General features: G+C 72.0%; 13 protein-coding genes. 4 read left to right on the top strand and 9 right to left on the bottom strand.

Annotation, left to right across the window (positions count from 1 at the left end; genetic code table 11):
- Positions 1 to 20 precede the first annotated feature (20 nt).
- From AQI95_RS18155 to AQI95_RS18145, 3 genes are all read right to left on the bottom strand, one after another.
- Entirely contained in the window at positions 21 to 2,564 is a 2,544-nt protein-coding gene (locus AQI95_RS18155) for a polynucleotide kinase-phosphatase (RefSeq protein WP_067124223.1), read from the bottom strand.
- The gene (locus tag AQI95_RS18150) at positions 2,561 to 4,027 is read right to left on the bottom strand and encodes a 3' terminal RNA ribose 2'-O-methyltransferase Hen1 (protein ID WP_067124221.1); all 1,467 of its coding nucleotides are present in this window, start codon (positions 4,025 to 4,027) and stop codon (positions 2,561 to 2,563) included. The genes AQI95_RS18155 and AQI95_RS18150 overlap by 4 nt, the downstream gene beginning before the upstream one ends.
- An 82-nt stretch (positions 4,028 to 4,109) precedes the next feature.
- Entirely contained in the window at positions 4,110 to 5,051 is a 942-nt protein-coding gene (locus tag AQI95_RS18145) for a hypothetical protein (RefSeq protein WP_067124219.1), read from the bottom strand.
- A 172-nt stretch (positions 5,052 to 5,223) separates the two neighbouring features.
- On the opposite strand from AQI95_RS18145, the gene AQI95_RS18140 reads away from it, so the two are divergent.
- A complete protein-coding gene (locus AQI95_RS18140; protein WP_067124217.1) occupies positions 5,224 to 6,141 on the top strand; it encodes a D-alanyl-D-alanine carboxypeptidase family protein in 918 nt (305 codons plus the stop codon).
- Between the two features lie 120 nt (positions 6,142 to 6,261).
- Here the strand turns inward: AQI95_RS18140 and AQI95_RS18135 are convergent, their stop codons facing one another.
- Positions 6,262 to 7,185 carry an LLM class F420-dependent oxidoreductase gene (locus AQI95_RS18135; RefSeq protein WP_067124215.1) on the bottom strand — a complete coding sequence of 308 codons (924 nt, stop codon included), beginning with the start codon at positions 7,183 to 7,185 and terminating at the stop codon, positions 6,262 to 6,264.
- Positions 7,186 to 7,425: 240 nt separating this feature from the next.
- Here AQI95_RS18135 and AQI95_RS47980 point away from each other — a divergent pair, with 240 nt between their 5' ends.
- Positions 7,426 to 7,587, top strand: coding sequence for a hypothetical protein (locus AQI95_RS47980; RefSeq protein ID WP_167361948.1), 162 nt, complete (start codon positions 7,426 to 7,428; stop codon positions 7,585 to 7,587).
- 43 nt (positions 7,588 to 7,630) lie between these two features.
- Here AQI95_RS47980 and AQI95_RS18130 read toward each other — a convergent pair whose 3' ends face one another.
- From AQI95_RS18130 to AQI95_RS18115, 4 genes are all read right to left on the bottom strand, one after another.
- Positions 7,631 to 8,122: a DUF6099 family protein gene (locus AQI95_RS18130; RefSeq protein ID WP_208614207.1), complete on the bottom strand. Its 492-nt coding sequence runs from the start codon at positions 8,120 to 8,122 to the stop codon at positions 7,631 to 7,633.
- A 166-nt stretch (positions 8,123 to 8,288) separates the two neighbouring features.
- Positions 8,289 to 8,657, bottom strand: coding sequence for a nucleotide pyrophosphohydrolase (locus tag AQI95_RS18125; RefSeq protein WP_067124213.1), 369 nt, complete (start codon positions 8,655 to 8,657; stop codon positions 8,289 to 8,291).
- Positions 8,654 to 9,886, bottom strand: a complete 1,233-nt coding sequence (locus tag AQI95_RS18120) for an AAA family ATPase (protein WP_067124211.1) — start codon at positions 9,884 to 9,886, stop codon at positions 8,654 to 8,656. Before AQI95_RS18120 ends, AQI95_RS18125 begins: the two co-directional genes overlap by 4 nt.
- A 153-nt stretch (positions 9,887 to 10,039) precedes the next feature.
- A complete protein-coding gene (locus AQI95_RS18115; protein WP_067124209.1) occupies positions 10,040 to 10,459 on the bottom strand; it encodes a cell division protein SepF in 420 nt (139 codons plus the stop codon).
- Positions 10,460 to 10,708: 249 nt separating this feature from the next.
- On the opposite strand from AQI95_RS18115, the gene AQI95_RS18110 reads away from it, so the two are divergent.
- Complete coding sequence (locus AQI95_RS18110) at positions 10,709 to 12,418, top strand: hypothetical protein (protein ID WP_067124207.1); 1,710 nt, start codon at positions 10,709 to 10,711, stop codon at positions 12,416 to 12,418.
- A gap of 68 nt (positions 12,419 to 12,486) precedes the next feature.
- Here AQI95_RS18110 and AQI95_RS18105 read toward each other — a convergent pair whose 3' ends face one another.
- The gene (locus AQI95_RS18105; protein WP_067124205.1) at positions 12,487 to 13,002 is read right to left on the bottom strand and encodes a YceI family protein; all 516 of its coding nucleotides are present in this window, start codon (positions 13,000 to 13,002) and stop codon (positions 12,487 to 12,489) included.
- 120 nt (positions 13,003 to 13,122) lie between these two features.
- Here AQI95_RS18105 and AQI95_RS18100 point away from each other — a divergent pair, with 120 nt between their 5' ends.
- Positions 13,123 to 13,620 carry a MarR family winged helix-turn-helix transcriptional regulator gene (locus AQI95_RS18100; protein WP_067124203.1) on the top strand — a complete coding sequence of 166 codons (498 nt, stop codon included), beginning with the start codon at positions 13,123 to 13,125 and terminating at the stop codon, positions 13,618 to 13,620.
- The last annotated feature ends 22 nt before the right edge of the window (positions 13,621 to 13,642 follow it).

Genomic DNA, 13,642 nt, shown 5'->3' with positions numbered 1-13,642 from the left:
GGCCCCGAACGCGGGCCGGCTCAGAGACGGGGGTCCACCGGTTCCGACTCCAGGGCCAGCACCCCGAACACCGCCTCGTGCACCCGCCACAGCGGCTCCCCGTCCGCGAGCCGGTCCAGGGCCTCCAGGCCGAGGGCGTACTCGCGCAGGGCGAGGGACCGCTTGTGGTTCAGGAACCGCTGCCGCAGCTTGGCGAGGTTGTCGGGCCGGGTGTACTCGGGACCGTAGATGATCCGCAGGTACTCACGGCCACGGCACTTGATGCCGGGCTGCACCAGGCGGCCCTCCGGGTTGCGGACCAGCGCGCCGACCGGCTTGACGACCATGCCCTCGCCGCCCCGGCCGGTCATCTCCAGCCACCAGTCGACACCCGCGCGCACCGACTCCGCCTCGCCGGTGTCGACGTACAGGCGCCGGGTGGTCTGCAGCAGTCCGGTGCCGTCGTGCTCCACCAGCCGGTCGATCAGGGCCAGTTGCTCGTCGTGCGGCAGCGCGGCGAGGCTGCGGCCCTGCACGGCCAGCAGCTGGAAGGGGGCGAGGCGTACGCCGTCCAGGCCGTCCGTGGTCCAGCAGTAGCGGCGGTAGGCCGCGGTGAACGCGGTCGCGGCGAAGGCGCGTTCCCGCTGCCGGTCCAGCAGACCGGGGACGTCGACGCCCCGGGCCGAGGCCGCCTCCAGGGCGGCCAGGGCGCCCGGGAACACCGCGCCGGACGCGGCGCCCACGGCCGCGTACTGGCTGCGCAGCAGCCCCGAGGCCTTCAGCGACCACGGCATCAGCTCGGCGTCCAGCAGCATCCAGTCGGTGGCCAGTTCGTCCCACAGTCCGGCGTCGGTGATCGCCGAGCGCAGCCGGCCGAGGATCTCCTCGGTCACCGCCTCGTCGTCGAAGAACGGCCGCCCGGTACGGGTCCAGAGGGATCCCGTGGGTCCTTCCGCACCGAACCGCCTGCGTGCCGCCTCCGCGTCCCGGCACACCAGGGCCACGGCCCGCGAGCCCATGTGCTTCTCCTCGCACACGACCCGCTCGACGCCGTCCGCCGCGTACTGCGCGAACGCCTCGACCGGGTGCTCCAAGTAGCCGTCGACCTGCGAGGTCGCCGTCGGTGCCATGGTCGGCGGCAGATAGGGCAGCAGGCGCGGATCGATGGCGAAGCGGCTCATGACCTCCAGGGCCGCCGCCGCGTTCTCCTCCCGGACCGCCACCCTGCCCGCGTACCGGGTCTCCACGGCCCTGCGGCCGTACACGTCCGCCAGGTCCAGCGGCCGGCCGTCCTGTCCGCCGGGGGCCTCGGAGCGCAGCGGGCGCGTCGGCTCGTACCAGACCCGCTCGGCCGGTACGTCGACCAGTTCCCGCTCCGGCCAGCGCAGCGCGGTCAGCTTGCCGCCGAAGACCGCGCCCGTGTCCAGGCAGATGGTGTTGTTCAGCCACGTCGCCTCGGGCACCGGGGTGTGGCCGTAGACCACCGCGGCACGGCCCCGGTAGTCCTCCGCCCACGGGTAGCGCACCGGCAGCCCGAACTCGTCCGTCTCGCCGGTGGTGTCGCCGTACAGGGCGTGCGAGCGGACCCGGCCGGAGGTGCGGCCGTGGTACTTCTCGGGCAGGCCGGCGTGGCAGACGACCAGCCTGCCGCCGTCAAGGACGTAATGGCTGACCAGCCCGTCCAGGAACTGCCGCACCCGCGCCTTGAACTCCTCGCTCTCGCCCTCCATCTGCGCGATCGTCTCGGCCACGCCATGGGTGTGCTGGACCTTGCGGCCCTTGAGGTGACGGCCGTACTTGTTCTCGTGGTTGCCCGGCACGCACAGCGCGTTGCCCGTCTCGACCATGGTCATCACCCGGCGCAGCACCCCCGGGGTGTCCGGGCCGCGGTCGACCAGGTCGCCGACGAAGACGGCGGTACGGCCCTCGGGGTGGACGCCGTCGGTGTAGCCCAGCTGGACCAGCAGGGACTCCAGTTCGGACGCACAGCCGTGGATGTCGCCGACGATGTCGAAGGGGCCGGTGAGATGGGTCAGGTCGTTGAAGCGCTTCTCGGTGACGACGACGGCGCTCTCCGCCTCCTCGACGCCGCGCAGGACGTGCACCTTGCGGAAGCCCTCGCGCTCCAGATGCCTGAGGGAACGGCGCAGTTCGCGGATGTGCCGCTGGATGACCCGGCGCGGCATGTCGGCGCGGTCGGAGCGGACCGCGTTGCGCTCGGCGCACACCTCCTCCGGCATGTCCAGCACGATGGCGACGGGCAGCACGTCGTACTTCCTGGCCAGCTCGATCAGCTGACGCCGGGCGTCCTGCTGCACGCTGGTGGCGTCCACGACGGTGCGCCGGCCGGCGGCCAGCCGCTTGCCGGCGATGTAGTGCAGGACGTCGAAGGCGTCCCTCGTCGCGCTCTGGTCGTTCTCGTCGTCGCAGACCAGGCCGCGGCAGAAGTCCGAGGAGATGACCTCGGTGGGCTTGAAGTGCCGCCGGGCGAAGGTGGACTTGCCGGAGCCGGAGGCGCCGACGAGCACCACCAGGGAGAGGTCGGTGACGGGGAGGACCCGTCCCCCGTTCTGCGTCTCGGTCATGCCGCCTTCGCCTCCTTCTCGGTGTCGCCGCGGTGGAACACCGCCATCTGGGTGGGCGGACCGACCTCGGGGTCGTCCGGCCCGACGGGTACGAACTCCACGTCGTATCCGTGCCGTTCGCCGACCGTCGCCGCCCAGGTGCGGAACTCCTCGCGGGTCCACTCGAAGCGGTGGTCGCCGTGCCGCACGTGTCCGGCGGGCAGGGACTCCCAGCGGACGTTGTACTCGACGTTCGGGGTGGTCACGAGGACCGTGCGCGGGCGCGCGTGACCGAACACGGCGTACTCCAGGGCGGGCAGCCGGGGCAGGTCGAGGTGCTCGATCACCTCGCTGAGCACGGCCGCGTCGTAGCCCTTGAGCCGGTTGTCGGTGTAGGCGAGCGAGCCCTGGAACAGCTTGACGCGGGCGGCCTGCCGCTCCCCCATGCGGTCCAGCTTCAGCCGGCGCGAGGCGATGGTGAGGGCCCGCACGGAGACGTCGACGCCGGCCACCTCGGTGAACCGCACGTCCTTGAGCAGCTCCTGCACCAGCTGGCCCTGTCCGCAGCCGAGGTCGAGGACCCGGGCGGCTCCGGCCGCGTGCAGGGCGGCGACGATCGCCTCCCTGCGCCGCACGGCGAGCGGTGTCGGCTTCTCCTCCGCCTCGGTCTCCTCCTCGACCGCGTTGTCGATCTCCTCGACCTCGCTGTCGTCGGCCTCGGCGAGCCGCACCAGCTCCAGCCGCTCCATCGCCTGCCGGGTCAGCGACCAGCGGCGGGAGAGATACCGCGTGGTGATCAGCTTCTGCTCCGGATGCCCGGGCAGCCAGCCTTCACCGGCCCGCAGCAGCTTGTCGACCTCGTCGGAGGAGACCCAGTAGTGTTTGGCGTCGTCGAGGACCGGCAGCAGGACGTACAGATGGCGCAGCGCCTCGGCGAGGGTCAGCGCCCGCGACTCCAGGACCAGGCGGACATAGCGCGAGTCGCCCCACTGCGGGAACGCGGTGTCGAGCGCGACCGGGTCGGCGCTCACGCTCCAGCCGAGCGGCTCGAACAGCCGTCGTACGAGATCGGCCCCGCCGCGGGCGGGCAGCGCCGGCACCTCGATGCGCAGCGGCAGCGGGGCCGCGGCCCGCTCGGGGCGGGCGGTGCACATCCCGCGCAGGGCGCTGGAGAAGACGGCGCTGAGCGCGACGGCGAGCAGCGAGGAGGCCGCGTAGGGGCGGTCGTTGACGTACTGGGCGAGCGCCGCGTCGGGCGCGCCGCCGCGGCCCTTGCCCTTGCCCCGCCGGACCAGGGCGACCGGATCGATCTCCAGCAGCAGCGCGGCCGTGCAGCGCAGGTCGTCCGCCTCGGGGTAGAAGACGTGCGCCGTGCCGTAGGACGTGGAGAACTTCTGCGCCTTGTCGGGGTGCTTGTGCAGCAGGTATCCGAGGTCGGTGGCCGGGTGGGCGGCGTCGCCGCGCGTGGAGATCGTCAGGAACACATGTCCGAGTCTTCCGGTTTCAGCCCTCGCCGACCACAGGTTTTCCCTGCTTCCCCCCGGGACCTCGTACCCCTGGTGTACGTCATGTCGCGTCGGCGACGATCGTCCGGGCGCTTCGCACCGCCCGCTCGTCCGCCGCGCGCATGGCCTCCAGCTTCTGCTTGTTCCTGGCGATGACGCTCTTCTGCGCGTGCGCCTCCAGGGCGTGCACGGCCGGGACGTAGCCGGTGTCGAGCTTGCAGTGGGCGTCCGCGGCCGCGGTCTTCCTCTCCTTGTCCGACGGCTTGCCGTGCCCGAACCAGTCGGAGTCCAGGGACGCCTCGTCCGGGTCGGCGTAGTGGAAGCCCTTCTTCTTCATGCAGGCCGACCACGCCCTGTCCGCCTTCTTCCAGCCCGGGTCCTTGCCGGCCTGCTTGCGGGACTCGTACCACAGCTCCATGGCGAGCGAGTAATAGCCGGAGAGCTTCAGGCCGTTGACCTTCGTCGCCGTGGGCGGCGAGCCGTAGATCTTCCGCGTCGCCTGCCCCAGGCAGCCGCCCTCGGGGATGCGACGGCCGTGCGCGGCACCGCTGCCGCCGTGGGACTCGAAGCGGCCGGTGAGGGCGGCGTACTGGTCGGCGGGCCACTCCTGGGGCTGGGCGGAGGCGTCCGGTCGCCGGTTGTGGTAGCCGCGCTCGGAGGCCAGGTCGGGGTCGACGACGCCGTACGGGTTGTCGTCGCCCGGCGTGTCCGGGCTCGACGACTCGCCCTGCCGGACGGGGTACGTCGACTCGACCGCCTCGACGTCGAGCACCCTGAAACCGCTGAAGCCCAGCCGGACCATGCACTGCTTCCCGAGGAGCCACTGAGCCCTGCCGATCGCCTTCGCGCCGTCCGAGGCGGGGTCCGGGAGGTAGGTGTGCAGCGGGAGCGCGGCCATGGAGTCGAGGCGGCGGGACTCGTCGACGGGGTCGTCCTGATCGGTGAACTGGCAGGCGGACAGGGCGAACAGGCCGGTGAGGGCGAGAGGCAGGACTTTGCGCACGGGGTCATCCGATCAGGCCGGGATCATGAACGCTGTGACGGAACCCACAGTTCCGGCACGGATTGTCCACAGGATCTCCTCAGCTGATCCCTGTGATCTCCACCATGGCCCGAGGGGCCCGCATCTGGTGAAGTGATCCACCGTCAACTGACCACTGACTCGAGGGGGAACAATGACCTACGGCCATGGAGTGCGCGCCCGCAGGAGAACCGTCGTCGCGGCACTGGCGAGCACGGCCTTGACCACGGGAGTCCTCGCGGCCGCACCCGCCCGCGCGGCCACGGCACCGCAGGTGTCGGCCCAGGGCGCGTACGCGCTGAACCCGGCCACGGGAAAGACGCTGTTCGGCAAGGCGTCGGACGGACGGCTGCGCACGGGGTCCACGACGAAGATCATGACCGCGCTCGTGGTGCTGTCCCAGCCGCACCTGGACCTCGACCGGAAGGTGAAGATCAAGAAGGAGTACACGGACTACGTCATCGACCCCGCCACGGGCCAACTGCGCTATTCGAGCGCCCGCCTGATCCTCGGCGACTCGATGAAGGTGCGCGACCTGCTCTACGGGCTGCTGCTGCCGTCGGGCTGCGACGCGGCCTACGCGCTCGCCGACACCTACGGCAGCGGGTCGACGACGGCCGGGCGGACCGCGTCGTTCATCGCCGAGATGAACGGCAAGGCGCGCGAACTCGGCCTGAAGAACACCCACTTCGATTCCTTCGACGGGGTGTCCAACGGCAACAACTACGCCTCGCCGCGCGACCTGGCGAAGCTGGCCGGGGTCGCGCTGAAGATCCCGACGTTCAAGAAGGTCGTCGGCACCAAGGTGTACAAGGACATGCAGTCCTACCGGCCGGGCGGCGGAACGCACCCCATGGCCGCGTGGGAGAACTCCAACAAGCTGCTCGGCTCCTACCGGGGCGCGATCGGCGTGAAGACCGGCTCCGGGCCGGAGGCTCAGTTCTGCCTGGTGTTCGCGGCGACCCGCGGCACCCGCACGGTCGTGGGCACGGTGCTCGCCGACACCTCGGCGGACCAGCGCTTCAAGGACGCCACGAAGATCCTCGACTACGGCTTCGCCCAGCGCGGCTGAGCCTTCGCACCGAGGGCTGCGCCACCGGGACCGGCATCGCCCGCGGTGCCGACCGGTGCGGGCTCCGTCGACCGCACCGGTCCGGCGGAGCCCGCCTCCGTCCGCCGGGAGGCGTTCGTCCTACGACAGCTGCGACTGGACCTGGGCCGAGATCAGCTCCAGGTGGTCCAGGTCGTCGAGGTCCAGGACCTGCAGATAGATCCGCCGGGAGCCGATCTCCGCATACCGGCCGATCTTGTCGACGACCTCGGCCGGGGAGCCGGCCAGGCCGTTGGCCTTCAGCTCGTCCACCTCACGGCCGATCACGGCGGCACGCCGGGCGACCTCCTGGTCGTCCCGGCCGACACAGACGACGAGCGCGTTGGAGTACGTCAGCGCGTCCGCACCGCGGCCGGCCTCCTCGGCGGCGGCCCGCACCCGGCCGAACTGCCGCTCGCTGTCCTCGACCGAGGCGAACGGGATGTTGAACTCGTCGGCGTACGTCGCGGCCAGCCGCGGCGTACGGGTCGCGCCGTGGCCCCCGATGAGCACCGGGACCTTGCCCTGGGCGGGCTTGGGCAGCGCGGGCGACCCGGTGAGGTCGTAGTACGTGCCGTGGAAGTCGAAGGTCTTGCCCACCTCGGTCGCCCACAGCCCGGTGACGATCGCGAGCTGCTCCTCCAGTCGGGCGAACTTCTCCTTCGGGAACGGGATGCCGTACGCCTTGTGCTCCTCCTCGAACCAGCCCGCGCCGAGGCCCAGCTCCACCCGGCCGCCGGACATCTGGTCGACCTGGGCGACCTGGATGGCGAGCACGCCGGGCAGCCGGAAGGTGCCGGCCGTCATCAGCGTGCCGAGGCGGATGCGCTTGGTCTCGCGGGCCAGGCCGGCCAGCGTGAGCCAGGCGTCCGTGGGTCCGGGCAGGCCGTCGACGCTGCCCATGCGGAGGTAGTGGTCGGAACGGAAGAAGGCGTCGAAGCCGAGGTCCTCGGTGGCTTTCGCCACGGTGAGCAAGGTGTCGTAGGTGGCCCCCTGCTGGGGCTCGGTGAAGATTCGAAGGTCCATACACCTATCCTGCATGCCGCGCGCCGCGTCAACCGCGTCGGTACCGCCCGGCGGGGGCGTCCCCGGTCGGGTGAAAATCGCGCACCGGGCGCGCCGGGCGCCGTGCGGGCCAGTGACCGGCCAGGGCGGTGATCGTTGGGACGTCGGAGCCGGACCGTCCGGCGCCCGCGCCGGACGGCGGCCGCCGTCGCGCGTCGTCGTGCCGGTCCTGCCGGGCCGGGGGGGCCGAGGAGGCCGTCATTGTCCGAAGAGAGTGGCTCCGCCACGATTGGCTCCGCCGACCGGCCGAAGGGCCTGCTGGAGGAGCTGGAAGAGCTGATGGCCGCGTTGAACGCAGATCTGTCGGAGCTGGCTGATCTGCACGGCGGTCAGGACGGCGCCGAAGAGGCCGACCTGGGCTGAGATGTGCGCCGGTGCCGTACCGACCGTGCCGGTCGGCGCGTTCTCACACGGCGCCGGAGGTGCTGTTCTCGCTTCCGCTCTCCGGTAACAACTCCTCCCGCGCCGCCAGCTTGCGCAGCATCTCCAGGACGCGGTCACGGGACTCGTCGGCCGCGTCGATGGCCTCCATGCACTGCCAGTACGTCGTCTCGTCGGCCGCGGAGCTGGCCATGCCGACCAGGGCGATGCCGACCTCGCCGAGCAGGCCGCCGAGGCAGAGCAGGGTCTCGCGGGCGTCGTCCAGCTCGGTGAGCTGGGCGGCGCGCAGATCGCCCAGGTCGATCTCGGGCGGGTCCAGGACCCCGCAGCCCCGGCCGGCCAGTTCGGTCAGGCCGAGCGCCTCGCCGCGCAGCTCCGGCGGTCCGGAGACGGCGAGCCGGCTGCCGATCGCCTGGGCCAGGGCCTGCGCCTGCCACACCTCCGTCATGATCTCGCCCGCGTCGGCGGCACCCGCCAGGGCTCGCCTGCTCGTGAGGATGAGCCGTATCGCATCCATTCGTCGCCCCCGTCCCTCCACGCACTTCTTCGGACCTTCGCTTGAACTCCCTTGTCCACTACCCAGAGTGAGGGTCCATGGGGCGAAAAGCCAGAGGTAAACGGAAATCTCTGGACAACAATTCGGATTCGACTGGAGAATTTCTTACGGAGCGTGATAACGGAATTCAGGATTCCGGGTGTTGGCCGGGTTCGGCCCCGTCGTCCGCGTCGGCGACCGGAAACCGCCGTTCGTTGCGGGCGATCTTGGCGTCCAGAGCGGCCAGCGGGTCGATGCCGAGGACCTCGCAGAACTGCAGCAGATAGGCGAGGACATCGGCGACCTCGTCCGTGACGCGGGGCGCGGCGGCGGGGTCGGCCATCACCCGGGCCGACTCCTCGGGGGTCAACCACTGGAAGATCTCTACCAGTTCGGATGCCTCCACCGAGAGGGCGGCGGCGAGGTTCTTGGGCGTGTGGTAGGGCTGCCAGTTCCGCGCGGCCGCGAACTCGGCGAGTCTGCGCTGGAGTCGGGCCAGATCGAGGGGTTCGGTCACGCGTCCAGGTGTACCACTGTGACGCCCGCGACCCCGGCGGCCCACGAGGCGTCGCTCACCGCGCCCACGCACCGGATGTGCCCGCGCTCGCCCATCCGGGCGGCCGTGCGCAGCAGTTCGCGGCGCTGGCGCGGGTCGAGGCAGCGGTCGAGGCCGTCCGCCAGGACGGTGAGGGTGCGCAGGGCGTCGGGCACCTCGCCCGGGGCGTCCAGGTCCAGGACGCCGGGTCCGGTGAGCAGCACCAGCGTCAGGGCGAGGTAGCGCAGCTCGCCGTCGCCGAGCCGGGCCAGTTCGGTGCGCGGGCCGTCGCCGCGGTCGAGCAGCGCCCGTACCGTGCCGTCCGACAGGGGTTCGGCGACCATGTCGGCGACCGGGCCGGCGCAACCCGCGCGCAGCGCCTCGACCAGCAGGCCGTGCCGGCGGCCGCACTCCGCGCGGGTGCGCCACAGTACGTCGGCGAGGTTGTCGCAGCCGGGCAGCAGCCGGCCGGAGCCGGTGGGGACGGGAGTGCGCATGCACTCCGGGCGGGGGTCGCAGGCGAAGACCGAGCGCAGCGCGACCACCATCTGCTCCGCCGCGGCGAGCACATGGCGCTGTCCGTCCGTCTTGCCGGCCACGCGCAGCGGCAGCAGTGCGGTGCCGAGGCGGTCGTCGGGGAGCGGGGCGCGGGTCACCGGGGCGGAGCCCGCGGTGTGCCAGGCGGCCTGCACGGTCCGGCGTCCGGGGTCGCGCAGCGCGCTCTGCAGCAGGACGATCCCGCCCGCGGTCAGCCGCTCCCCCACGATCCGCAGGTCCGGCTCGGCCTGTACGGCGATGTCGAGCCGGACCGGCCCCTCGGCGCCGTCGGCCGTGCATCCGATCCGGAAGCCCCGCCGCCCGCCGGCATCGGGGCGTGCCCGCTGCGGCACACAGGCGAGCGGGTCGGGGAACGCCTCGAGGAGCGACGCTCCGCCGCCGAGCCGGGCGAGCGCCTCGTACGCGGCGAGCGCGGTCGTCTTCCCCGCGCCGCTGTGCCCCGCGAACAGCGTGACGGACCCCAGCGGAAAGCCGACCCGCCGATGCCCGGCGAAGGCCGACAGCCGCAGCTCGGTGATCCGGGCGCGCACATCGGGGCACGTCCTGGACTCAGGGGACTCGCGGGACTCACTGGACTCGCGGGACTGCGCGGGAACGGTCGCAGTGGACGCGTCGCCCAGCGAAGGCCCGGCGGACACGGAAGGCACGGCCATACCGGGACGGTAGAACCCGCCCTCCCCGACGAACCGTTTTGCCCTCGCGGCGTTCCTACGATCGGGGGACGGACCGGGACGAGGCGGGGGCGCGCAGGCCACCAGGGCCCGCCCCCGCCGGGCGGACGGGACTTCCGGGGTCGGTGCCCCGGGTCAGCCGCCCGACACCCCCGCGCCCTCCATCAGCCCGCTGACCTCGGTGCCGGGCGGGGTGAGGAGGAACACATTGCGGTCGACGCGGTGCATGCCGCTGCCCAGGCCGAAGACCACGCCCGTGCTGAAGTCCAGGACCCGCTTGGCGACCTCGGTCTCCGCGCCGGACAGGTCGAGCAGGACCGGTGCGCCGGCCATCAGGGTCTCGGCGACGTCGCGGGCGTCCGCGAAGACGTTGACCCTGAGGACCACGAACCGGCGCCGGGTCTCGGTCTCGGCGTCGGGCAGCGAGCGGTGGTTCACCGCGGACGGCCAGGCGTCCCTGCCTCGCAGCGGCACGACCTGGGCGAGCCCCTCCCACTGTTCATCGGTGACGTCGTAGCGGTTCACCGGCTCCCCCCGACCTGACTCGCACTCCATGCCTGCACCAGCCAATTCTTACGCCAAGTCACCCGTTCGGCCCAACCGCGACACACTGCGCGACCGGGTTCGGTGTCACCCGCCGGGTATGACCTGCGGCACATGTACGATTACGCCCGCTTCTTACCGCCCTCATACCGGACTCTTCACATGCCGCCACGCCGCGCTCACCGGCCACCGTTAGCGTCCAGTGACGTGCACTTGGCAGAAACACAGCAGGTGACGCCCGGCCGGCGGACGCAGTCGGCGGTGTCCGCCGTACCGGTCGCCCGCGCGGGGGTCCCCGAAGCTCCCGCGCAGTGGCACCGTGTGCTGACGCTGCTCGCCGACGTGAGCCTGTTCATCGGTACGCGCACGGTGTGGACACAGGCCGCGACCCACAAGCTGATCCTCGCGGGGATCATCTCCGTCTGTTACGCCTCGATCCTGGTGACCGGCGTGCTCACGCTGACGGTCCGCCGGGCGCGCTCGCTGGCGCGGCTCGACGTGATCGTGCTCGTGACCGCGATCGCGCTCACCGTGTGCACCTGGGCGCTGAACCACGCGGGCGGCGACGAGGCGGTCCTGACCACACAGGCCGCCACGGAGATCGTCCATGGACACCAGGTGTACGACCAGCCGTGGCCGTGGCTCTTCCACATCAAGGGCGTCGCCCTGACGGCGACGACGACCGGCGGCTACGACTTCACGTACGGCTATCCGCCGCTCGCGCCGCTGCTCACCGCGCCCTTCCTGTGGCTCGGCCACAACGGCGCCCCGGCGACGGCGGCGGTGACGGTCGTCCTGATCGTGGGCACGGTCGCGCTGTGGCGGCTGCTGCCGGCCCCGTGGCGCTCCGCGGCCACGATGATCTGCCTGGGCTTCAGCTTCCTGCCGATGTACGCCCGTCAGGGCTACCCGGCGATCGTCGGCCTGGTGCTGCTGATGCCGGTGGTCGTGCGCTGGCCGCGGTTCGGCGCCGGGGGCCGGCTGGGTGCCGCCGGGATCGCGCGGGCCGTGTGTCTCGGCGCCGCGTGCGCGGCCCAGCAACTGCCCTGGTTCGTCACCCCCTTCCTGCTGGCCGGGATCTACGCCGTACGCCGCGGTGAACTCGGCGGGCGGGAGGCCGCACGGGTGGTGCTGCGGATCACCGGGATCGCGGTCCTCACCTGGTTCCTGATCAACGCCTACTTCGTCGTGAGCGAGCCCGGTCCGTGGCTGCAGGGCATCGCCCTGCCGCTGACCCAGGGCGCGGTGCTGCACGGGCAGGGCCTGGTCGACATCTCGCTGTACTTCACCCACGGCAGCGACCGGCTCGACTGGTACGGCCACGCGAGCATGCTGCTCGCCGCGGCCCTGCTGGCGCTGTTCGTGCTGTTCGTGCGGCGGCTGGGCCCGGCCGCGACCGTGCTGCCCTGGTGCGCGTTCTATCTGGCGACCCGGTCCCAGGACGGCTACTACCTGATGATGACGCCGCTGTGGCTGGCCGCGGCGATCACCGTGCCGCTGTCGGACTTCTCGCAGGCGTGGCAGCCGCGGCCCCGGTGGCTCACGGGTCGGCGCCGCCGTCCCGCCCTGGCCGCGGCCGTCGCGGTGCTGGTGCTTCCGGCGCTGGTGAGCGCGACCCTGGCCGCGACGGGGAAGCCGCCGCTGCGGATGGACATCACGGCGGCCCGGCACGGCTCCAAGCGCACCCTGTCGACGCTGACCGTGCGGGTCGCCAACACCGGGAGCGACGCGCTGACCCCGCACTACATGCTGACGACCGGCCAGGGCATGAACAAGTACTGGTCGCTGGCGCACGGCCCGGCCACGATCCCCGCGCACGGCACGGCGACCCTCGTGCTGCGGGCGCCCAAGGGCGGGTTCCCGCTGCCGGTGAAGAAGAACACCCACATCAGGCTGCGCGCCTTCACGGCGACCCCGCAGACGCTCTCCACGATCGACGTGAGCCGGGCCGAGCTGGGCATCAAGGGCTGAACGCAAGGGTCCTCGCGCCCCGGGTCCGAGGTTCGAGGACCCTGGGGCGCGAGGACCGAGTGCGTCGGTCAGGCCGCCGTACGCGTGAAGCGCAGCCCGGCCGTCACCGTGGTCAGGGCGCGCATCATGCCCAGTTGGTTCCAGCCCATGCCGAACTGCCCGCGGTCCACGGTGAACTCCGCGTCCAGGGTGAGCGCCTCGGCGCTCGCGTCGGTCAGGCGCGCGGTGAAGGTGACGGGCCTGCTGGTGCCCCGCACCGTCAGCTGACCCGTGACGCGCACGTCGTCGCCGTCGAGGCGCTCGGCGCCGCCGACGGCGAAGGTGATCTCCGGGTGGTTGCCCGCGTCGAAGAAGTCGGCCGAGCGCAGGTGGGTGTCCCGCTTGGCGTTCTTCGTGTCCAGGGAGGCGACGTCCAGGGTCACGGTGCCGGCGGCCGACCCGTCGGGCCTGACCTCGCCCTGGCCGCTGACCGCGGTGAACGTGCCCTTCACCGTGACCAGGCCCCACATGGTCGTGTGCCGCAGTCCCACGGTGGACGCGGCCTGGTCGAGCTGCCAGGTGCCTGTCTGCACGGCGACGGTCATGGTCGTACTCCCGGATTCTTTGGTCCAAATTTGGATGACCCCGTTCGGGCACACGCTAGCGCCTCATCCAAATTTGGACAACCACCTCGTCCAAAAATGGACGACAGGTAGACTCGAACCATGTCAGGAAGCGACGCGCACCCCGCCGACCAGTTCGCATGCCCCGCCGCGGGCGACGGACTGCTGCCCGGCGAGCTGCGCGCGTGGATGATCCTGCTGGCCGCGACGGGCGCCGTGGAGCAGCGAATGCGCTCGGTCGTGAAGGAGACCCTCGACGTCTCCCACGACGAGTTCCTGATCCTGTGCCTGCTGGCGGAACAGCCCCGCACGGGACTGCGGATGACCCAGGTGGCCGATCTCCTCGGCCGCCCCAAGACCCGGCTCACCTACCAGATCGCCTGCCTGCAGCGGGCCGGCCTCGTCACCCGCACGTCCGTGTGCGGCGACAAGCGCGGCGTGCAGGTCGCCCTCACCGAGAAGGCGCGCGCACGGCTGGGCGAGACCTCCGGCCTGCTCGCGGGGACCGTCCGGCAGGCCCTCGCCGACTCGATGGGCACAGAGCAACGCGCCGCGATGGGCGCGCTGCTGCCGGACCTCGAGGGCGTCTCCGGCGACTGAGCGGCCGGGCCCCGGCGGCTGA

The sequence above is a fragment of the Streptomyces yokosukanensis genome, from assembly GCF_001514035.1.
GTDB lineage: Bacteria > Actinomycetota > Actinomycetes > Streptomycetales > Streptomycetaceae > Streptomyces > Streptomyces yokosukanensis.
Note: the sequence above shows the minus strand (reverse complement) of the source record. Positions and strands in the feature narration are given on the sequence as shown.